Annotated in this window: 15 protein-coding genes, 1 tRNA gene, 2 rRNA genes and 1 pseudogene; 12 read left to right on the top strand and 7 right to left on the bottom strand. The window is 48.8% G+C overall.

Translation table 11 applies throughout. The features are described from left to right. Positions 1 to 54 precede the first annotated feature (54 nt). The 9 genes and pseudogenes from lysS (at position 55) to MCUP_RS02330 (ending at position 14,433) form a co-directional block, all read left to right on the top strand. A complete protein-coding gene (gene lysS, locus MCUP_RS02370) occupies positions 55 to 1,437 on the top strand; it encodes a homocitrate synthase (protein ID WP_013737067.1) in 1,383 nt (460 codons plus the stop codon). A 432-nt stretch (positions 1,438 to 1,869) separates the two neighbouring features. Next, positions 1,870 to 3,366, top strand: a 16S ribosomal RNA gene (locus MCUP_RS02365). Positions 3,367 to 3,544: 178 nt separating this feature from the next. Beyond that, positions 3,545 to 6,595 (top strand): 23S ribosomal RNA (locus MCUP_RS02360). Together the 16S and 23S rRNA genes form the textbook arrangement of a ribosomal RNA operon. A gap of 255 nt (positions 6,596 to 6,850) precedes the next feature. After that, the gene (locus tag MCUP_RS02355; protein WP_013737066.1) at positions 6,851 to 8,185 is read left to right on the top strand and encodes a glycosyltransferase family 2 protein; all 1,335 of its coding nucleotides are present in this window, start codon (positions 6,851 to 6,853) and stop codon (positions 8,183 to 8,185) included. Positions 8,186 to 8,299: 114 nt separating this feature from the next. Next, positions 8,300 to 9,771: pseudogene (locus tag MCUP_RS02350) on the top strand (MFS transporter). A gap of 85 nt (positions 9,772 to 9,856) precedes the next feature. Continuing rightward, positions 9,857 to 10,492, top strand: coding sequence for a helix-turn-helix domain-containing protein (locus tag MCUP_RS02345; RefSeq protein ID WP_013737063.1), 636 nt, complete (start codon positions 9,857 to 9,859; stop codon positions 10,490 to 10,492). Between the two features lie 658 nt (positions 10,493 to 11,150). Continuing rightward, a complete protein-coding gene (gene hpaD / locus MCUP_RS02340; RefSeq protein ID WP_013737062.1) occupies positions 11,151 to 12,095 on the top strand; it encodes a 3,4-dihydroxyphenylacetate 2,3-dioxygenase in 945 nt (314 codons plus the stop codon). Continuing rightward, a complete protein-coding gene (locus tag MCUP_RS02335; RefSeq protein ID WP_013737061.1) occupies positions 12,092 to 13,573 on the top strand; it encodes a 4-hydroxyphenylacetate 3-hydroxylase family protein in 1,482 nt (493 codons plus the stop codon). Before hpaD ends, MCUP_RS02335 begins: the two co-directional genes overlap by 4 nt. A 5-nt stretch (positions 13,574 to 13,578) precedes the next feature. Continuing rightward, a complete protein-coding gene (locus MCUP_RS02330) occupies positions 13,579 to 14,433 on the top strand; it encodes a fumarylacetoacetate hydrolase family protein (protein ID WP_013737060.1) in 855 nt (284 codons plus the stop codon). Between the two features lie 24 nt (positions 14,434 to 14,457). On the opposite strand, the gene MCUP_RS02325 is transcribed toward MCUP_RS02330, so the two are convergent. From MCUP_RS02325 to MCUP_RS02315, 3 genes are all read right to left on the bottom strand, one after another. After that, positions 14,458 to 15,189 (bottom strand): SDR family NAD(P)-dependent oxidoreductase, encoded by a 732-nt coding sequence (locus MCUP_RS02325; RefSeq protein ID WP_013737059.1) that lies wholly within the window; start codon positions 15,187 to 15,189, stop codon positions 14,458 to 14,460. A 5-nt stretch (positions 15,190 to 15,194) separates the two neighbouring features. Next, a complete protein-coding gene (locus MCUP_RS02320) occupies positions 15,195 to 15,887 on the bottom strand; it encodes a TatD family hydrolase (protein WP_193363704.1) in 693 nt (230 codons plus the stop codon). Positions 15,888 to 15,948: 61 nt separating this feature from the next. After that, positions 15,949 to 16,045 (bottom strand) — tRNA-Pro (locus MCUP_RS02315). A 170-nt stretch (positions 16,046 to 16,215) separates the two neighbouring features. Between MCUP_RS02315 and MCUP_RS02310 the strand changes: the two genes are divergently transcribed. Next, entirely contained in the window at positions 16,216 to 16,422 is a 207-nt protein-coding gene (locus MCUP_RS02310; protein ID WP_013737057.1) for a hypothetical protein, read from the top strand. Here MCUP_RS02310 and MCUP_RS02305 read toward each other — a convergent pair. The 3 genes from MCUP_RS02305 to thpR are packed head-to-tail and all read right to left on the bottom strand — an operon-like array spanning position 16,409 to position 18,781. After that, entirely contained in the window at positions 16,409 to 16,999 is a 591-nt protein-coding gene (locus MCUP_RS02305) for a serine/threonine protein kinase (protein ID WP_013737056.1), read from the bottom strand. The genes MCUP_RS02310 and MCUP_RS02305 overlap by 14 nt on opposite strands. Next, positions 16,987 to 18,231 (bottom strand): CCA tRNA nucleotidyltransferase, encoded by a 1,245-nt coding sequence (cca, locus tag MCUP_RS02300; protein ID WP_013737055.1) that lies wholly within the window; start codon positions 18,229 to 18,231, stop codon positions 16,987 to 16,989. Before cca ends, MCUP_RS02305 begins: the two co-directional genes overlap by 13 nt. Further along, entirely contained in the window at positions 18,194 to 18,781 is a 588-nt protein-coding gene (gene thpR / locus MCUP_RS02295; RefSeq protein WP_013737054.1) for an RNA 2',3'-cyclic phosphodiesterase, read from the bottom strand. The genes cca and thpR overlap by 38 nt, the downstream gene beginning before the upstream one ends. Positions 18,782 to 18,844: 63 nt before the next feature. Between thpR and MCUP_RS02290 the strand changes: the two genes are divergently transcribed. Further along, on the top strand, positions 18,845 to 19,348 hold the full coding sequence (locus tag MCUP_RS02290; protein ID WP_013737053.1) for an AAA family ATPase: 504 nt from the start codon (positions 18,845 to 18,847) through the stop codon (positions 19,346 to 19,348). After that, the gene (locus tag MCUP_RS02285; protein ID WP_013737052.1) at positions 19,345 to 19,776 is read left to right on the top strand and encodes an RNA-binding domain-containing protein; all 432 of its coding nucleotides are present in this window, start codon (positions 19,345 to 19,347) and stop codon (positions 19,774 to 19,776) included. The genes MCUP_RS02290 and MCUP_RS02285 overlap by 4 nt, the downstream gene beginning before the upstream one ends. Here MCUP_RS02285 and MCUP_RS02280 read toward each other — a convergent pair. After that, a complete protein-coding gene (locus tag MCUP_RS02280) occupies positions 19,760 to 20,635 on the bottom strand; it encodes a ribonuclease Z (RefSeq protein WP_013737051.1) in 876 nt (291 codons plus the stop codon). The genes MCUP_RS02285 and MCUP_RS02280 overlap by 17 nt on opposite strands. Positions 20,636 to 20,705: the final 70 nt, after the last annotated feature.

Here is a 20,705-nt window from a genome sequence, read left to right as displayed (position 1 = left end):
CTAACGTAGATATTAATAAGATTCTTACCGAGTTAGAACTCTTAGGTGCGATTAATGAAAGTAGGGATTTTGGATTCGACATTAAGAGAGGGCGAGCAGACTCCAGGAGTTGTGTTCACGATTGAGCAGAGGGTTGAGATCGCTAAGGCCTTATCTGACATCGGCGTTTCAATGATTGAGGCTGGTCATCCAGCCGTCTCACCGGACATCTATGAGGGAATCAAGAGAATAGTGAAACTAAAGAGAGAGGGGGAGATCACGTCTGAGATCCTAGGTCATAGCAGAGCTGTAAAAAGGGACGTTGAGGTGGCTAGCGAGATAGAGGTAGATAGAGTAGCCATATTTTATGGTGTAAGCGACATTCATCTAAAGGCTAAGACTAAGACCACAAGGGAGGACGCATTAAACGTTATAGCCGAGGTGGTTAGGTACGCTAGGGAACACGGGTTAAAAGTTAGGTTTACGGCAGAGGACGCGACAAGAACTGACTTAGATTACTTAGTTAAGGTAGCTAAAACCGCAAGGGACGCGGGGGCGGACAGGATAAGTATAGCTGACACTGTGGGTATACTTTATCCCACTAAGACTAGGGAGCTCTTCTCATATCTAGTCAAGGAAGTCCCTGGAGTCGAATACGACATTCACGCTCACAACGATCTCGGGATGGCAGTTGCCAACGCTCTGGCTGCGGTGGAGGGAGGGGCAACAATAGTTCACGCCACCGTTAACGGCCTTGGGGAGAGGGTAGGTATAGTTCCGTTACAGATCATCGCAGCTGCATTGAAATATCACTTCAACGTGGAGGTGGTTAAACTGGATAAGCTGACGTCCGTTTCGTCACTGGTAGAGAAGTACAGCGGTATTTCTATCCCACCAAACTTCCCCATAACTGGTGATTACGCCTTCGTTCATAAGGCTGGAGTTCACGTAGCTGGGATACTAAACGATCCCAGAACTTATGAGTTCATGGCTCCAGAAACTTTTGGGAGGTCAAGGGACTACGTTATAGATAAGTACACAGGAAAGCACGCGCTAAAGGACAGGTTTGAGAGGTTAGGTGTGAAGCTAGACGATAGGGAACTTGAACAAGTGCTCGTTAAGATAAAGTCCAGCCAGGGTACTAGATATTTCAGAGACGTCGATCTCTTAGAGATTGCCGAAGAGGTTACTGGCAAGGTGTTGAAGCCTAGACCCCCTGAGAAGATCGAGGCTGTGGTCTCAGTTAAGTGCGGCTCTAACGTATATACAACGTCTGTGACAAGAAGGCTCTCTATCATTCCAGGAGTGAAGGAGGTAATGGAGATCTCAGGCGATTACGACATAGTGGTCAGAGTCGAGGCTAAGGACTCAACGGAGTTGAACAACGTTATAGAGAACATTAGATCCGTAAAGGGGGTGGAGTCCACTCTAACGTCTTTAATATTAAAGAGAATGTAAAAGTTTTTGACGTTCTCGCTTTCCTTCCCTATCAAAGCTCACAACTAATTTATCGGTCTGTTTCACCAACTAGACTTTAAAACATTTAAATTTACACGGATGACTATTGTATGGTGTTTATGGAAAACGAAAGCTAAATGAAGTTGCTTTGTACAAGACTCTAATAAACGTGATGCAGTATAAATGTAATTTATCTGGATATCAAAAAATCGATACCCTTTAACGTCAGCTATCTACACAAAGCTATGCAGACACTAGGTCGTAAGTTTTATATTTGGTTTTGTGACAATATGTATCTTGCGTAATGCCCCCGGCGGGAAAACACCCGCACGGGGATGACGCTTATGGGGAGTTGAGTTCCCCGAAGCCAATAACTTCGGGTCTCTCATCTCCGACAGAGGAAACGAGGGTGGTGAAAGGTTGGCTACCCTAATTCCGGTTGATCCTGCCGGACCCGATCGCTATAGGGGTAGGGTTAAGCCATGGGAGTCGTACGCTCTCGGGAAGAGGGCGTGGCGGACGGCTGAGTAACACGTGGCTAACCTAACCTTGGGTCTCGGATAACCCCGGGAAACTGGGGCTAATCCGGGGCAGATAAGGAGATCTGGAACGACTCCTTATCTAAAGGCCTCTCGGCTGATCCCGTCGAGAGGTGCCCAAGGATGGGGCTGCGGCCCATCAGGCTGTTGGGGGAGTAAAGGTCCCCCAAACCTATAACGGGTAGGGGCCGTGGGAGCGGGAGCCCCCAGTTGGGCACTGAGACAAGGGCCCAGGCCCTACGGGGCGCACCAGGCGCGGAACGTCCCCAATGCGGGAAACCGTGAGGGCGTTACCCCTAGTGCCCTCGCAAGAGGGCTTTTCTCCACTCCAGAAAGGTGGAGGAATAAGCGGGGGGCAAGACTGGTGTCAGCCGCCGCGGTAATACCAGCCCCGCGAGTGATCGGGACGTTTATTGGGCTTAAAGCGCCCGTAGCCGGCCTACAAAGTCACCGTTTAAAGACCCGAGCCCAACTCGGGGAATGGCGGTGATACTTGTAGGCTAGGGGGCGGGAGAGGTCGGAGGTACTCCCGGAGTAGGGGCGAAATCCTCAGATCCCGGGAGGACCACCAGTGGCGAAAGCGTCCGGCTAGAACGCGCCCGACGGTGAGGGGCGAAAGCCGGGGTAGCAAATAGGATTAGATACCCTAGTAGTCCCGGCTGTAAACGATGCAGGCTAGGTGTCACGTAGGCTTTGGGCCTACGTGGTGCCGCAGGAAAACTGGTAAGCCCGCCGCCTGGGGAGTACGGCCGCAAGGCTGAAACTTAAAGGAATTGGCGGGGGAGCACCACAAGGGGTGGAACCTGCGGCTCAATTGGAGTCAACGCCTGGAATCTCACCGGGGGAGACCGCAGGATGACGGCCAGGCTAACGACCTTGCCAGACTCGCGGAGAGGAGGTGCATGGCCGTCGCCAGCTCGTGTTGTGAAATGTCCGGTTAAGTCCGGCAACGAGCGAGACCCCCACTTCTAGTTGGTAATCGTCTCTCTGGAGGCGATCCACACTAGAAGGACTGCCGGTGTTAAACCGGAGGAAGGAGGGGGCCACGGCAGGTCAGCATGCCCCGAAACTTCCGGGCCGCACGCGGGTTACAATGGCAGGGACAGCGGGATCCGACCCCGAAAGGGGAAGGCAATCCCACAAACCCTGCCTCAGTTGGGATCGAGGGCTGAAACTCGCCCTCGTGAACGAGGAATCCCTAGTAACCGCGGGTCAACAACCCGCGGTGAATACGTCCCTGCTCCTTGCACACACCGCCCGTCGCTCCACCCGAGTGGAGGTGAAGTGAGGCCCCTTGCCCTTAGGGGTGGGGGGTCGAGCTTCTCCTCCGCGAGGGGGGAGAAGTCGTAACAAGGTAGCCGTAGGGGAACCTGCGGCTGGATCACCTCACATTTGTGCTCCTCTAGAAGGGTAGCCACTCACTAAAACTCTCGTTTCCTCTGGAATGCAGCTCTCCTTGAGAAAAGGAGAGCAAAGTAGCCTAGGATTATCTAATCAGCACCAAGGTGTTGATTAGAATCCGATGAGGCTAGCCGTAACCAACACCAGACAGCCATCTGGGGATGGTTGCGCTAGGGACAAGAAGTCGTCCGGTGGATGGCTCGGCTCAGGGGCCTAAGAAGGGCGCGGCAAGCAGCGAAATTCCCAGGGGAGGCGCAAGCAGCCTTCGATCCTGGGGTCCCCTAATGGGAATTCCTATCCAGAGTTAACAGCTCTGGATGTCCCGTAAGGGACGGGAACCCCCCGAACGGAAGCATCTTAGTAGGGGGAGGAGGAGAAATCAATCGAGATTCCCTGAGTAGGGGCGACCGAAAGGGGAACAGCCCAAACCAAATCCGCTAGTGACGAGCTGGCGGAGATGTGGTGTTTTACCCTGGATCAGGGGCAACCCAACCTCCGGTGCTTAGATAGCCGAACTCACCTGGAAAGGTGGACCATAGAGGGTGACAGTCCCGTAGGCGAAATCTAAGCGGGAGGTGATTCAGGGTAGAGTACTATCCCCTAGTTTGGGGGTAGGAAGATGGGAGACACGTGCTTCCAAGGCTAAATACTTCCTGAGACCGATAGCGAACTCAGTACTGTGAAGGAAAGCTGAAAAGTACCCCGGGAGGGGAGTGAAAAGTGCCTGAAACCGGACGATTACACAGGGCAAGGCCCTAAAGGGCTGAATCTTCTCGAAGGAAAGGGACGCAAGTCCTCAGTACGAGAGAAGATGACCAGGGTCTTGCTTTTCGTCTTGAAACACGGGCCGGGGAGGTCACGTCAGTGGCGAGCCTAAGGTGGTCAGCACCGGAGGCATAGGGAAACCGAGGATCCGCAACTTGGGCGACCAAGTGAGGGATCGGGTCTGTCAGGGCCTTAAGTCACTGGCGTGAGACTAGAAACCGGGCGATCTAGACCTGGGCAGGTCGAAGTCGGGGGAAACCCCGATGGAGGACCGAATAGGGGTTCTGACGTGCAATTCGTTCCCTTGACCTGGGTCTAGGGGCAAAAGACCAATCTAGCCCGGTGATATCTAGTTCCCTCCGAAATGCGTCCTAGCGCAGCCTCCCTGGAGGTTGCTCATGGGGTAGAGATACTGATTGGGGGCCTCTGACGAAAGTCAGAGGAACTCAGTCAAACTCCGAACCCATGGGCGCCAGAGAAGGGGGGAGTGGATCACCCGGCGTAAGGTTGGGTGGTAAGAGGGGAACAACCCAGACCCGGGTTAAGGTCCCTAAGTACTGGCTAAGTGCCAATCTTGAAGGGCATCCCATGCCTAAGACAGCGGGAAGGTGGGCCCAGCAGCAGCCATCCTCTAAGGAGTGCGTAACAGCTCACCCGCCGAGGCCTGGGGTCCTGCAGACTAGTCGGGGCTCAAGCCAGTCACCGATACCCGGGGAGTGACGCTCACTGAGTGTCACTCGGTAGGGGGGCGCCGCGATGGGCTAGAAGGTGGGTCGTGAGATCCACTGGACCCTTCGCGGGTGCAGATCCCGGCGGCAGTAATAGCGAAGGAGGGTGAGAATCCCTCCCGCCGAAAGGGCAAGGGTTTCCCGGCAATGGTCGTCAGCCGGGAGTTAGCCGGTCCTAAGGCAGGGCCTAACTGGTACCTGTCGAAAGGGAAAGGGGTTAATATTCCCCTGCCACGGAGGTAGGTGCGGTAACGCTGCGGGGATCTCCTGACGGATTGGGGTAAGGAAAGTGGAGCCATCGCTCCATCCAAGTGTACCTAAGCCCCTGGAGAGCCGTAATGGTGAGAAGGGGGCTAAGGCTCGATGGGCCTTCCGTTAGGGAGGTTTTCCTGATCCCTGGTCCCCATGAAAAGGGAGATCTCAACGATCCTCCGTGTCCGTACCTAGAACCGACACTGGTGCCCCTGGGTGAGAAGCCCAAGGCGTCTGGGGGGTAACTTAGGCTAGGGAACTCGGCAAAATGGTCCCGTACCTTCGGAAGAAGGGATGCCTACCATTGTAGTAGCGCTGCAGTGGTAGGTCGCAGTGACCAGGGGGATCTGACTATTTAATAAAAATATAGGTCCCCGCTAGCCCGAAAGGGTGTGAACGGGGGCTAAATCCTGGCCACTGGTGGTCGGTTAAACCCGGGTCCAACCGGGCGAAGCCCCACTGAAGGCCGGGGGTAACTCTGACCCTCTCAAGGTAGCCAAATGCCTTGCCGGGCAAGTTCCGGCGCGCATGAATGGATCAACGTGATCCCCACTGTCCCAGCCTAGGGCCCCATGACCGCCCAGAGTGGGTTCACAGTCCCGCAACTCCTCACACCGAGAGAAGACCCCGTGGAGCTTCACCGCAGCCTGGCGTTGGTTCTCGGGCGTTCATGCGTAGCGTAGGTGGGAGGCGTCGAAGTCGTCCCTTCGGGGGCGATGGAGCCGAAGGTGAAACACCACCCATGAATGCTCGGGAACCTAACCTGAAAAGGGACACCGTCAGGTGGGCGGTTCGGCTGGGGCGGCACTCCCGCGAAAAGATAACACGGGAGCCCAAAGGTCAGCTCAGGCGGTACAGAACGCCGCCGTAGAGTGCAAGGGCAAAAGCTGGCCTGACGAGACCCTTCAAAGTACGGGGTCTCGACGCGAAAGCGCGGCCTAGCGAACGCTCATGCCCCCACACGTGGGGGCTGGGCATGACAGAAAAGTTACCCCGGGGATAACAGGGTCGTCGCGGGCGAGAGCTCCCATCGACCCCGCGGTTTGCTACATCGATGTCGGCTCTTCCCACCCTGGAGGTGCAGCTGCCTCCAAGGGTAGGGCTGCCCGCCCGTTAAAGGGGAACGTGAGCTGGGTTTAGACCGTCGCGAGACAGGTCGGACTCTAAGGGTGAGGAGTGCACGCCGCCTGAGGGGAAGGTACTCCTAGTACGAGAGGAACAGGGTATCGGGGCCTCTAGTCTACCGGTTGTCCGATAGGGCAGTGCCGGGCAGCCACGCCCTGTGGGGTAACCGCTGAAAGCATCTAAGCGGGAACCCCTCCCCGAAAAGAGGCGGCGGTGCATGTTGGCCGCAAGGCTAACATGTGGGAACCCTCCCCAAGAACAGGGGGTTGATGGGGTGGGGGTGTAAGCCTCGAGGGCGAAAGTCCGAGGGGTTCAGCCTGCCACTCCCAATAGGGTGAGTCCTGCGCAACGTCTCCAGGTGGCTGGGTGTAATTGGTTACGGCTAGCCTTGGCGTTTCATTGCTCTTTATCCAGTTCACGTTTTGTAACCTCGTTTCGGGCTCTGATCGTCTTCCCTTATCTTTCGCTTCCTCTGAGATTCTGTTAGCAGGCAAAGGCGATCCCTCACCATATGAACTTTAGACTCAACTAAACAAATGAGGTCCTTACGAGAACGCTGCTCGAGAACGAAAAGTTTAAAGCTTAAATCTCGTTTTCGGTTCTATGCAAATTCTATCAGATATTTATGAAAAATTCACTGTAAATTATTATAACGATGCAATAAAGGAGATTAAAGGGACAGCTGGAAAGGAATTCGCTTTGATGTTGCTCTCCTCTCCTGTCACAGCTCTACTCTTCCCTAACTGGGGACTTAAGACAATCCTTGACCTCGTGAAGCTAGGATGGTACGGAGCCCTTCCTAAGGTAGGTGAGTTCGGGGCCTCTAAGTTGATTACAGAAAGGAGCAACTCGGTTATAGATCCTAGCGCGATCAAGGGATTTAAATCGGACCGAATTGTAATAAACCAGGTTGTTACCTCTGGGAAAAACGTTAGGACTGTGGAAAGGACCGTGAGATCTATTCGGTACTGGTATAAGGAAGTGGAGAGGAAGTACTCTGTAAAGGTACCGTACGAGGTTTGGATAGTCACCGATGAGGGAATGGAGGGAAGACTTAAGGGTTTAAATTCGGTTCTGAAGGTTGTACCTAGATGTTATGAAACTAAGAACGGATCGAGGTTCAAAGCCAGAGCGTTACAGTACGCCATGGAGGAGAAGGAAAAAGATCCTAACGATTGGGTTTACTATCACGATGAGGAGACTATGTTCGGCGAAGATAGCGTACTAGGTCTAGCTGAATTCATGAGAGGGAATCTGGACATTGGAGTTCATTCGATAACTTACCCGGTTAACTGGAAAATGAACGTATTGTCCGTAATAGAGACTATGAGGACATCTAACGATATCATATCGCTTTCTCTCTCCCCTAGAGGGGTGTGGCACGGTTCAGGATTTATGGCTAAGGTCAAAGTGGAGAAGGAGATAGGTTGGGACTTCGGACCAGTGAGAGCTGAGGATCTCCTTTTTCACTTGAATGCAGCAAAGAAATTCAGATATGGATTAATGAAGGGCTTCGTTTATGAAATTCCTCCCCAAAACTTGATAGATTACTTTAAACAGAGGAGGAGATGGGTTCTTGGTATTTTAGACGCGTTAGGGAAGATGAGCCTCAAGGATAAGATTAAGTACGCCTTGAACTTAGTCAGTTGGTACTCTGCAGTGATAGGATTCCTAGTTCCCTTCTTAATTTTGATCAAGGACGCGGCCGCACCTCTCCCTATAGGACCTTATCTGACCGGACCTATCTGGTTAACCTTAATGCTAATGTTGAAAGACGGCTTCGTCTCAACGCGAAGGTATGTAGATCTGTCCTGGAGAAGTTTTCCCACTTTCATGGCTAAAGGGATAATTGGGCTCATGTTGGAATCGATAGCCCCTTGGTACGCGCTCACCACGGGGTGGAAGGAAAAGGGCTTTCACGTTATCGATAAGGACTGAAAGGAGGTTTTGTCACCACTTTAAACCTACTTTTACAGCTTAAAATGTTGAAGCTAGTGAAAACAGTTTCATCTACAGGATTTTACTTCATTATAAAAGGTTCTTCGATGTTAGATGGAAGAAAAAAAGTTAGGCTCTGAGGTAATAGCCAGATTGGATAGACTTTCGGTTTGGTCCCTTCCCGCGAGTTTCATAGCGATATTGGGCACAGGTTTCCTCTTCACCTTTTTGACATATTTGACATAAACGTCTCTTTCATACAGACAGCGCTCACCACATTCGGTGTGGCTTCACCCTCCTCCCCTGAGATACCTAAACTTCTAGGTCCTGTAGTGTTGTGGAACTTGGTAGGATATGTGATAGGAGCTATTGCGTTAACGCCGCTAGCGGATAGGTTCGGAAGGAAGAGGATGTTGGTGCTTACAATGGCTATAACAGGTCTGGGTTCGCTCTACAATGCTCTCTCTCCTAATTACGTTGATTACCTAATAGCTAGAACCATAACCGGGATAGGAGTGGGCGCTGACTTAGCTATAGTTAACACTTACATAAATGAGGTAGCTCCAATAAACGGGAGGGCTAAGTTCACAGCCTTAGTTTTTCTCTTCGCTACGTTAGGCGCTTTCTTGGGCCTTTGGATCGGTTTACTGTTAACTACACCTCCAGCTCCATTCCCATTGGGTTTACCCATAGCCTTAGGAGGAAGCGGTGTTTTTGCCCTCTCAGGATGGAGAATAATGTATGGAGTAGGTTCTCTTTTGGCTCTCATAGGGCTGGCCCTAAGGTTCGAGCTACCAGAATCTCCAAGATGGTTGATATCCAAGGGCAGGGTGGAGGAAGCCTTAAAGATCGTTGAGAGGATGGAGGAAATTGCAAAGAGGAAGATAGGAGAACTTCCTTCCATTCCTCAGCTTATTGAGGTTAAGGTAATGACAGAGGTCTCCTATAAGGAGGCCTTGGTAACTATATTCAAAGACAAAGTATACCTGAAGAGATGGCTTGTCCTCTTCTTCATGTGGTTCTTCGGCTACATAACGGTTTACACTAACGCCGCGGGTTTGACAACTATCCTCTCCTCACTAGGTTTCCCTTCTCCTGAGGCTGGTATGATCGCTTCGCTCGGAGTATTAGGTTTCATTGCTGTGCCCGTTCTACTGATCTTTCTAGGTGAGAAACTGGAGAGGAAAATCTGGGTTCCTATATCCGCAATAATCTCGCTGATAGGAGGGACGATGATGGCCTTAGGTAGAGGAAGCCTTGGTTTAGAGGTGTTAGGAGCGATAGTGCTGTTCTTAGGTATAGACTTGTGGGTCCCTATATCCTACACTTGGACTACTGAAAACTTCCCCACTAGAGCCAGGGTAACTGGCTTCGGTCTAGCTGACGGTCTTGGCCATATCGGAGGTGGGATAGGCGCTTTCCTGTTAGCTATCACGATAGGTAACATCCTATCGAGTGGAGTTGGCAACTACACTGCGCTGGAGGTCTTCACGCTAATGGTATCGTTCCAGGTGATCTCAGCTTTGGTCTCTCTTGCTGGAATTAAGACTTCTAGAAAACGTTTAGATGAACTATCTCCATACTAAATATATTTTTTATTATACATATTTTTCCCACAGATATAAGTTAAGAGAAAGGATTTTATAGTTTAAATAAATCATATATTTTCATATGGGAACTTTAAAGGTAATGACGATATCGATTCAACATGAGAACTGCTGGACCAGTGAACTAGAGGACCTTGAGGCTATAACGATGAACTATCACGTTTATCCAGATAAGGGGTATCTCAGGTCTAGGATAGTAATTAACGCCGGGGACAGGTCGGTTGTTGGGAAGATGAGGAACTCTCAGGGTGTCGTTAAGGTCAATAAGGTTACAACGTATAACGATGTTAACTTCGTCGATTTTCTCAACAGGTATAGAGGTTCCATTGCTGGACTGCTTTACGATATGGAGGTCATGTTCCTTTTCAACAAGATAAGGAGAGGTGTAGAGACCTGGAGTTTCGTGATATCTAGGGACAGAACTTCGGAAGTTTTGAGGAGTCTTTCCTCTCAGGGTAAGCTTCTCGACTACACGATTGATGATTATAAGCTGCAACTTGGACCAAATCTTTCTCAGGCCGAGAAGAGAGCGTTAAGGACGGCCCTCGCTAATGGATACTTGGATTATCCTAGGAGAGCGGACGCAGACGTCGTAGCCTCAGAGTTGGGACTAAGTAAGGTGACTTTCCTTCATCACTTGCGAAACGCTTACAGAAAGTTAGCCACGCATTACTTAACCAAGTCCCAATATTTAGAGTAACACACTTTGGTCATGAAACTCTTTCAACTTCATCAAGGGTTTTAACTCTAGAGACTCACCGCCCTTCTCCTAGTTCATCGGAGAACCCATAGAGCCTCTTTCGTGGGAACTCTGCCTCACAGTAAGTGCCTATTCCGCAATCCTAACATAGGTCCTTGCCGCTAGCTTAGCCGTGAAGACCTAGGTGTTCTATCCCATCGTGAAGTTCAACGGAGCTGAGGAAGCCGTTTAAGTTAACCGAGTAGATTACGGACTCCAAGTTGCCATTTACCTCACTTCGCGCTAAAGGTTGATGGAGTTAAAGGATTGACGCAATAACATTGTACGATAGCGAAAGGAGTGAGCTCAGCTCTCCTTTGAAGTTAGATCAACCATGTCGATCGTGAGCTAGGAAAAGTTGATTTTTTACTAAACAGATGAAAATCCCAATCATTAAATGAGCTATTCGTCACTGCGCCATGATCACCTCTCAACTAAGTTAATTGAGACTGAAAGTCAATTCGTCTCAACTCAAAATCCAGGCGCATCTGGTCAGAAGACGTTACAACTCTTGAGTTGAACAGATTGTTGCTCGGGTTCGAGAAAGTTGTTGTGTTTAAGCGTGAAGCTGAAATCTGTTTCATTTATCGTTTAAGAAACATCCAGGCTATTGGAGTTTATGCTAGACATACTTAGAGTCTCTCATGTGGTGTATAGGGTTACGGACCTAGACAGGTCTGTACGCTTCTACAGCGACCTGTTAGGTTTTGTGCTCACTGAGAAGAACGGTAACGAGGCTTACCTTAGGGGGGTAGAAGAGGGGCAACATCACAGTTTAATCTTGAAGAAGGCCGATTCGAACGGGCTGTCCTACTTTTCATTTAGGGTTAGGAAACCTGAGGTTTTGGACTTAGCGAGAGAGAAGTTCGATGAACTTGGGTTGAACTATAGAAGACATAAGGAGAGGGGGGTGGAAGACGCTCTGCTTTTCGAAGATCCGCAAGGTTTGCCCATCTTGTTATATCACGACATGGAATACGTAGGAGACATGAGGTTGAGGTTTCACGAGTACAAGGGATCAACTCCCGTTAGAATCGATCACGTGAACGTCATGGTGAGGGACTTGGAGGCAGAGATTCAATTTTATGCTAAAGTGTTTGGCTTCACCGAGACTGAGTACTTCTTAGATAAGGATAACAGGAAGACGGTATCGTGGATGACTAAGATAGGTCACTCTCACGAAATAGCTATAGCTAAAGCCTCTAGGAACGTACCTGGTTTTCATCACGCCACGTTCTACGTTCACGACGTAAGAGATATCATAAGGGGAGCAGATATACTTTCCTCAGCTCAAATGTGGGATAGCATCGAGAGGGGACCAGGTAGACATGGCGTATCGCAGGGGTTCTACATATATTTCAGAGATCCAGATAAGAACAGGATAGAGTTATTCACAGGAGATTACCTGGTTCTAGATCCCGATAAGTGGAAGCCGATAGCTTGGACCTGGGATAAACTAAGGTATAGATCGGACTTCTGGGGTAGGGAAGTCCCGGAGTCCTGGCTTAAGGAGTGGACCCCCGTGGAGGACATCACGGGAAAATTAAGGGGGTGGAACAGTTGATTAGAAAGGGAGCAGATTTCATGAAAAGTATAAAAGAAGGACATCACGGTGAGGTATACTATAACGGGGAAAAGGTAAACGACATAACGGAAAGCCCAGCTTTCAAGGCGGCAGTGAGCACTGTAGCAGACTATTACGATTTGCATTGGAAAGATGAGTATAAGGAGTATCTAAGGGTTTACAATCCAGACGTTGGGGAGGAAACTAGTGTAACCCTTTACAGGCCTAGAAATAAGGAGGAGTTAAGGAGGCTGAGGGTAGGGATAAGTAAGATCTATGACTTCTACAAAGGGTTCTTTGGTAGGAGCCCTGATTACCTTAACGTTTGGACCACTCTGTTCTACGCTCACGCTGAGGATTACTTCGGGAAGGTCTTTGGGAGCAAGATGATGGAGAACGTGATAGAGATATACAAGGAAGCCGCTAAGCAGGACCTGTTCTACACTCACGCTATAGTAGCTCCAATGTACGATAGATCCAGGCCACCATCACAATGGGAGGACCCTTATATTCAGGTTGGAGTGGTTAAGGAGACTTCTGAGGGGATAGTCGTTAGAGGTGCGGCCATGCTATCTACTGCAGGTCCTTACTCGGAGAGGCTATGGTATTTACCTAACATAAGGAGGGATACGGACCCCAGATATGCGGTTTTCTTTTCCCTCCCCACTGAGAGCAAAGGGGTTAAGTTCATATCAAGGAGAGGATTTTATCCTAAACAGGAGTTCGGAGAGTTCGAGTATCCGGTTACCTCAAAGTATGAGGAACCCGACGCTATCCTCGTGTTAGATAACGTTTTCGTTCCGTGGGACAGGGTGATATTTTACAAGAAACCGGAGGAGATAGAGGGGTTCATGTGGCACACCGTCAATCTCAGAGGATGGTTTAACTGGCACTTCGTTATCCAACACTACTCTAGAACCAAGTTCTTAGCGGGATTGGCCATAGCGATAGCGGAGGCCGTGGGGATAAACAACTTCATTAACGTTCAAGAGAAGATAGGAGAGATCTTAATTTACCTAGCAATGTATGAATCTGCGTTAGTCGCATCAGAGGAGCTGGGTGAGCAGCTCCCAGGGATTTACAGACCAAATCCCCAGATCTCAATTGCTATAAGTTCCATGGGGATGAAAGCCCTACCAAGGATAAATGAGATCCTAAGGTCAATAAGCGCCGGTTCATCGATACCCGTCCCGGCAGGAATAAAGGACTTTGAGAACCCCGAGGAGAGGGCACTATTAGACAGGTACCTGGCATCAAAGGGATTGCCTTCTTTAGAGAGGGTGAAGCTGTTTAACTTATTGTGGGATACAATAGGTTCAGAGACTGGGATGAGATATGAGCAATACGACAGATTTAGCAGGGGAGATCCAACGATAAGGTGGGCTCAGATGTACACGGAAGTTTATAGGGATAGAAAGCAGGAGTTAATCAAGATGGTCAGGGACGTTATGGATCAGATGCCTAACCCCAAAGCGTGAGCTTAATGAAGTTGGTGTCGTTCATCAGGTCTGGAAGGAGAGGGTATGGATATCTCGAGGGAGACAGGGTTATACTAACCAATGAGTTGGCTGGAAAAGAAACTGGGGAGGAGCTCAAGTTGGACGACGTGAGGCTTAGTGCACCCATGGAGCCCAGTGCTATATTTTGTACCCTGGTTAACTCCCCTAGAATGTTAGGGGTAGAAGCTAAGAAAGAAGCTAAGGAGATGCTAGGCTCGCCAAAGTTCTTTCTTAAACTACCTCAGATAGTGGTAGGACCTTACGATGCTATCTTAGCTCCTCCTACTGGGGTTAGACCTGAGGTAGAGATAGCTGTAGTTGTTAATAAGCCATTGAAGATGGCTAGTAAGGAGGAGGTTAAGCGGTCGATCTTAGGTTTCTCAGTTTTTAACGATGTGACTGCACCTGGCGAGATGAAAAACGATATGTACTTAGCGTACAGGAGAGATCCGTCAGATGGGAAAGTGAAGAAGATCCCAGTTAGGGGCTCTCATTTCAGGAACAAGAACAGGGACACCTTCGCACCTTTAGGACCTTGGATAGTGACCACTGATGAGCTAGATGATGTATCTGGGTTGAGGATGAGGAGCGTTTACGGTGGAGTGTCGGTTCAAGACGGAAGCAGCGATGAGTTGATATACGGTGTGGACGAGCTATTAGTGGAGTTATCAAAGGTCTTAACAGTACCAAGGCTTAGCGTCCTAACTACCGGTACGATAGGGTATAAGGGAGTCGAAGAGGCTTCAGAGTACAAGTTGGAAGCGGTGGAATCTACGCTAATGGTAGAGGTGGAAAAGATAGGTAGACTGGAGAACCCCGTTAGGGTGGAGAGGAGTTAACACTGATTTTTGGTCACAACGTGATTATAAACTAAACTTGTCCACTAACCTGTAAGTTATGTCTTGCATTACGTTAGCCAACTTCAGGAAATAGGGGTCTAATTTTAACTTTGAAGGAACGTATATCTCCCTCTTTCCTGTTTTTATCCCCTTAAGTATAGCCTTAGCAACCCTCTCAGGCTCGATGGAAAATTTAGGAGTTATCTCCCTACCCTTAAATGAGGGATGAGAGGAGAAGTTAGTTTTCACTGGTCCTGGATACACACCGCTCACTTTTATTCCATATTTTCTAGCTTCCACCCACAACCCGTTCGTGAAGCTCGCTAAACCAGCTTTTGTGGATGAGTAAACAAGTAGAAAAGGGGAGTTGACGTAGGCGGCCTCCGAGACTACGTTCACAATAGAACCGGATCTCCTTTTCACCATATCTTTATATACGGCTTTGGTTACGTAAATGGGACCTAGAAAGTTCGTCCTTACCATATACTCCTCCTCACTTAGGGAAGTCTCAAGGAAGGAACCGTAGATTCCAAACCCAGCGTTGTTTACAACAACGTCTATTTGTCCTATCTCTTGACTTATTTTATTAATGAGGGACTCAACTTCGTCTCTATTGGAGACGTCCAACTTAAACCTGTGGTCTCCGAGCTCGGGCATCGATCTAGAGGTGGAGACGACCTCATAACCCTCTCTCATCAGGAGTTTCACAGTTTCGAATCCTATACCCTTAGAGGCTCCAGTTACAAGCGCTAGCATATGTATCAAGTTGAGGATGGTATTTTAGAGTTGTTCAAAAAAGCTCTCCTAAAGTTCTCTTCAACTATCCTCTCCACCTGTCTAACCTCTAATCCCTTTATCCTCGCTATCTGTTTTAACGCTTCAGTTACCATAGTTGGTTCCAAGAGCTTTCCCTTATATACGTAACCGCCGTCGCTCTCAGTTAGTATGATCCTAGTTGGAGCTACCTCAACTACCTTTTGATGCTTGGCCTGAAAGGACACTGAAGGGTTTATCGTTATGAAATATTGGGCCCCCTCTATGTCTTTCAAGAGGTTCAATGGTCCTGTGTACCAGTGGAATATAGCGCTCCTTATCTCATGTTTTATAACCAGGTTGAAGGCGTCCTCCCAGGCGTCTAGGGCGTGGACGTTAACAGGTTTCTCAGGGAAATCTAGGAACTCCTCGAAGTACATCCTTTGAACCTCTTTGCTTGCTTCGGAAAGCCTGTAGTCCAATCCGACCTCTCCTACGAAATCCGCTCTCTCGATAAGTCTCTTTACCTCATCTATCTTGACTTTCCCAGCGTTCCACGGATGAATGCCTACTCCTCTTAACCCCTTCATTTTTAACGTTGCCAGGGAGGTCTCAAGGTCCATTGAGACCGAAGCCGTGAAAACCGAGTAATCCTTGTTTAGTTGTGAGCAGTGGCAATGGGCGTCAAATAGCATGTGAATAATGATGAACGCATATATAAAAATGAGCATTCAAGGACTAAAGTCGCTTTAATTGATGGAGTGGGGCCGCCGGGATTTGAACCCGGGACCACCAGCGATCTGGTGGTTAGGGATTCCTCCCCAGGCTGGCATCCTAGTCCAAGCTAGACTACGGCCCCCTTCTTCTCTTAAGACTGTCCACATTTATAAGTTAAACTCCAAGTAATACCAATTCACTTTCAGTTAACTCTCCCCATCTCTTCTCTGTAAATTACGGGTTCTCTTAACGCGTATCACGTCCCTATACTTTAAGAGTAAAAAGGAATATTAGATTCCTTAGGTGTAAAAATTGGCAGTTGTTTATAAGTGCAAGGGATGTAACCACGTCCTATATACGTTTAATAAAGTGGGTCAAGACTTCTATGGTGTTAGAACTCCCTCAGAGATCAGCTCAATTTACGGTGGTAAATGTCCTAAGTGCGGTAAAAAGTTGACAGTCCCATCCTCTGATGAAATAACTGTGAGGCTTAAACTAAAGAAGGCTAGATACGTTTAACTATTTCTTCTAGAGTCATCTCCCCTCTTTTGTAGGCTCTTGCCAGGTCCCTAAGGTTGAACGCGTTTAAGATCTTATTAACGTTAAATGCCCTCTCCTTAAGGGAAACCGAGTCATAGTCAATAATGTAAGTTCTTTCTCCACTTACTAACACGTTTCTCCAAGGGGTTACCAACTCCTTGTGTTCCAAACCCGCTTGTTCCAAAAAGTAAGCCCTATTGATAAGGTCAATTAAGACGCTAATAGGCTCCCTTTTCTCTAGGTGCCTTCCACTCACGTATTCCATAAGGATGAAGTTTTTACCGTACTTTAGCACTTTAGGGGCTGCATTTCCGGCCATAATCTGCATCCTGGCTTCGAGTTCTAGACTCTCCTTAGGGGAATCGCTCCTCCTAATCTTGAGGGCGTTCCCATCTTCAGTTAGAACTACTACCCCCGTCTTGCCCTTTCCCAAGACGCTTAGTTTCCCCAGTCTAGTTTTACCGAAGGAGTGAGCTCTAATTATCCCCTCCGAATTCAGTTCCTCCTCTATCTCCTTGGAGTATCTAGGATAGATCATCTCCCTTATCTCAACCAAAGGGGCCTCTTCCTTAGGAACGCCCTCGAACAGTCGTCCTCCGCCTCCGTAAGCTTGTATTGACTTGCAGAATATTTATACTTAAGAGAAATAGAATCTAAAATTATTTTAAACGGGTCGAGTTCCTTCCTTTTCTTTATTGCGTAAAGCCTACCGTCGTTCCCTACCCACACGTGATAGTTAGAGTTCATGAACTCAATTGAGCTGTCTAGGTAGAAGGGAGGGCCCTGATCTAAGTAGTACTTCCCTATCTCGCTAGACTCAACCTGAACGAAGATCTTGATCGTATCATCTTCACACCATCCTATGTCGATCACGTCGAAACCTGAGTTGGTCAGGTTCGCTCTCATCCTCTCCACGCTTCTTCTTATCTGCCCCCAAAGAACATCGTCTACGTACTGATCTACTTTCAATTCTGTTACTAATACGTCTCCTAATATCTCCCTGTCCTGAGGGGATGAAGGGTAGAAGAACTCCATTGAAGGTTCACGCAAGAAGAACCTTGAGGCCAAGGAGAAGAGAGCTATGGACTTCAAGGAAACTGCGGCTGCGGCGTTCCTCTTAGGATCCACAGGATCTGGGATCACCAGAGGGGAGTCAAAATCCCTGCTTTTACCCTCTAGGACGAGCTCAACTGGAGGTCTCCAGCTTGAGCTGGACCTCAACACGTTTAAAAAGGAGCCGTAATAGATTACGAGTAGCTCAGAAACGTAGCCGGAGAAACCTGAGATCTTGATCTCTGCTCCATACACTCCTATTCCCTTCATGAACCTTTTGAGGAGCCTGACTTGATCCATCCCTTCCTCGGTGAGCTTACTTGTCACGTAGCCTGTGTGAAAAGGAGTTCTGTCTACCGCAGTTATCGCCTGACTGCCGTTTTCAACTCTGAGCGCTGGCACTACGTCAACCTCCACGTTATTAACATTGACAATTACGTAAGGGTGTTCAGCGTAAGCGAGCTTCACGTCCAGTCCTTTGAGCCTCTCGAGGATCTCCCTTAGACCATCCTTAGATAGGTAGTCTTTCCCAACCTCCTTAGGGAAGAAGACGAACAAATCCACGTCAGTGTCTCCCTTAAGCCAAGTCCCCTTTCTAAAAGACCCGTGAATCTCCACGTTCATGTCCTTTAGCCTAGACGTTACTACGGAGACCGACTCCTCTATCCTCTTCTTATCCCGATCGTCCGGTTTAATCCTAGAAAGTACGTCGGTCACTATCTCCTCGTAGCTCAAAGTTATCCCCAGCCAGTCTCTTATGAACGGGATCGTAGATTGGACCTTTAGGGGTTAACGTGCTCTTGAAGAGCGTAACTTCGTTTACCTCCTGACTACCGAACTCCTTATCTGAGGCCTCGCTAACTAGTTTAGCCAGCTCCAGCACTCCTCTTGGCCCCTTAACTCTAGCTAAGGTCAGGTGAGGTACGAACTGTTCCTCCTCCACCCTTATCCTTTTAGAGCTCAGTGACCTGACTAAAGACGTCCTTATCCTCTTCAACTCGTTGAATCCTTCAGTAATACCTATCCATACGACCCTAGGTCTTGATATGCTTGGGAAAGCTCCAAAACCTCGGAACCCAACATTGAACCTCTGAAATTCGAGCTCGTCTAACGACTCCTTAACGAGCTCCAGTTTGTCCTCCCTTACCTCTCCTAGGAAGGCCAGCGTTATATGAACGTTTTGAGGATCAACTAGCTTTACGTCCGCTCCGGTCCTCTCTACCGAACTTAAGGCCTCTCGTAACCACGGTGCGTCACGTACTGGTACCCCAATGAACAACCTCACGTTTTTTAACCCCTCAGTCCTAAGGTTAGGTGGTCTACAATTAAAGTCCTTCTAATCACCGGGATGCCTGGTTCCGGCAAGTCCCTTCTCTCCTCAATCCTCAGAGAGAGGGGATTCTCTGTCATAGTTATGAGCGAGTCAGTTAGAAAGAGGTACGAGAAGGATGCTAGGCACGGTGAGAGACTGATGGATTACGCCAAAAGGTTGAGAGAGATATACGGCGAAGGAATAGTTGCTAGGCTAAGCATAGAGGAGATAAGGGGGAGCACGGAAAAGGTAGCCTTCGATGGGGTTAGAAATCTAGCTGAGGTGGAGGAGTTCTCTAGATTAGGAAACCCATTAGTTGTTGCGGTTCACTCGCCTCCCAAGTTAAGATATGAGAGGATGAAGAGGAGGATGAGGTCAGACGACTCTGTGAGAGACGAGGACCTCAGAAGAAGGGACTTAGAGGAGTTATCGCTAGGTATAGGGAGCGTCATAGCTTTGGCCGACGTCGTTATAGTCAACGACTCCACCGAGGAGGAGTTCAAGAGGAGAGCGTTAGAGATCCTGGGGAAGATAAGTTGACTAGGGTAGTGGTAAGGGCGGAGATAAGACCTTCTGAGGACGACGATAAAGTTAAGGTGGCGATAGCTAACTTCTTCACTTTCAAGTCTCTACATATAGACCAGGATAGATATAGGGTGATAGTGGCTGAATCTGACGAACTCTCTAGCCTGTCTAAGCTTCACAGGGCATTAAGGGAGGAAAGGATATTGGACGCAGCTAGGAAATACTTGAGGAGAGGTCTACAGGATGACAGGCTGCAGTTCATGTTACATAAGCAGGCGGCCTTCGTCGGTAGGGTGACTTTCGTGGACGATGAGAGGGAGTCCCCTCTGGGACCGATAACCTTCACAATATTTCATAAGGACCTTGAGGCTATAATAGACTGGTTAGCCCCTAGGACCTCTAAGGGGAGGCCTCTTTGGGACAACCCTACACCCGAAGATTGAGAAAAGATAGATCCTCCGGGACGAAGGACATGGGGAAGATCTTTCTAGCTTGTTTGAGCATCTCGTCGGTTTTCTTATATCTAGAACTTATGTGAATCAACGCTAACCTCCTAGCCTCAGCCTCCCTAGCTACGAGAGCGGCCTCGCTGGAGGTGGAGTGACCGTACTCTGAGGCGTCTATTCCATCCTCAAACGTGGAGTCGTGAAGTAGGAGATCAACGCCTTTTGCTGAATTAATAACCGAATCACATGGTCTAGTGTCCCCGGTATATGCTAACCTCACACCCCTCTTCACTACAAGGTAATCTTCCGATTTGAGAGTCCTCTCCCCCACTTTAACCTCTCTACCTCCTTTCAATTCCCTCATTACTCTCCAATCCGTTATCCCTTCTCTTTTCAGCCTCTCAACGTCTAAGTTGATCGAATCGATCTCTTCAACCAGGAAGCCCTGAGACGGAACAACGTGGCATGTCTTGAAAGGTCTTACCCTGACCTTTTTATCCTCATAGGTTGAAACGAACTCTATTGGGAAACCGGGTCTAAAGTAAGTGTGCTCAAACGATACCTTCAGGAACTCCTTAAGGGACTCAGGTCCCATCAAGTACAGCTTCTCCTTCCTATCGTACATCCCCATGGTTTGAATAAGAGAGGGCAAACCTAATACGTGATCCGCGTGAAGGTGAGTTATCGCTATGAGGTTAACTCTCATTATATTTATTGAGTTCTTGATCATGGTTATTTGAGTCCCTTCTCCGCAATCCATGAGCATGGAGAACCCGTCCTTCTTAACTAAGTAAGCTGGTAGACCCCTCCTCGAGGGAGCACCTCCTCCAGTTCCTATGAAGTAAACCTTTATCATTTGGCCTCCCTAAAGCATGATCAAGCTCTTCATGTCGGAATTTAAAGAGATTATCTATGAAATCTCATGC

It is taken from the genome of Metallosphaera cuprina Ar-4, assembly GCF_000204925.1.
Lineage (GTDB): Archaea > Thermoproteota > Thermoprotei_A > Sulfolobales > Sulfolobaceae > Metallosphaera > Metallosphaera cuprina.
The sequence above is the reverse complement of the archived record's forward strand: the minus strand, read 5'-3'. Positions and strand labels throughout refer to the sequence as shown.

Coding starts and splice junctions, on each gene's coding strand:
- lysS (WP_013737067.1), top strand. CDS start 55: ATGAAAGTAGGGATTTTGGATTCGACATTAAGAGAGGGCGAGCAGACT.
- MCUP_RS02355 (WP_013737066.1), top strand. CDS start 6,851: ATGCAAATTCTATCAGATATTTATGAAAAATTCACTGTAAATTATTAT.
- MCUP_RS02345 (WP_013737063.1), top strand. CDS start 9,857: ATGGGAACTTTAAAGGTAATGACGATATCGATTCAACATGAGAACTGC.
- hpaD (WP_013737062.1), top strand. CDS start 11,151: ATGCTAGACATACTTAGAGTCTCTCATGTGGTGTATAGGGTTACGGAC.
- MCUP_RS02330 (WP_013737060.1), top strand. CDS start 13,579: ATGAAGTTGGTGTCGTTCATCAGGTCTGGAAGGAGAGGGTATGGATAT.
- MCUP_RS02325 (WP_013737059.1), bottom strand. CDS start 15,189: ATGCTAGCGCTTGTAACTGGAGCCTCTAAGGGTATAGGATTCGAAACT.
- MCUP_RS02290 (WP_013737053.1), top strand. CDS start 18,845: ATGCCTGGTTCCGGCAAGTCCCTTCTCTCCTCAATCCTCAGAGAGAGG.
- MCUP_RS02280 (WP_013737051.1), bottom strand. CDS start 20,635: ATGATAAAGGTTTACTTCATAGGAACTGGAGGAGGTGCTCCCTCGAGG.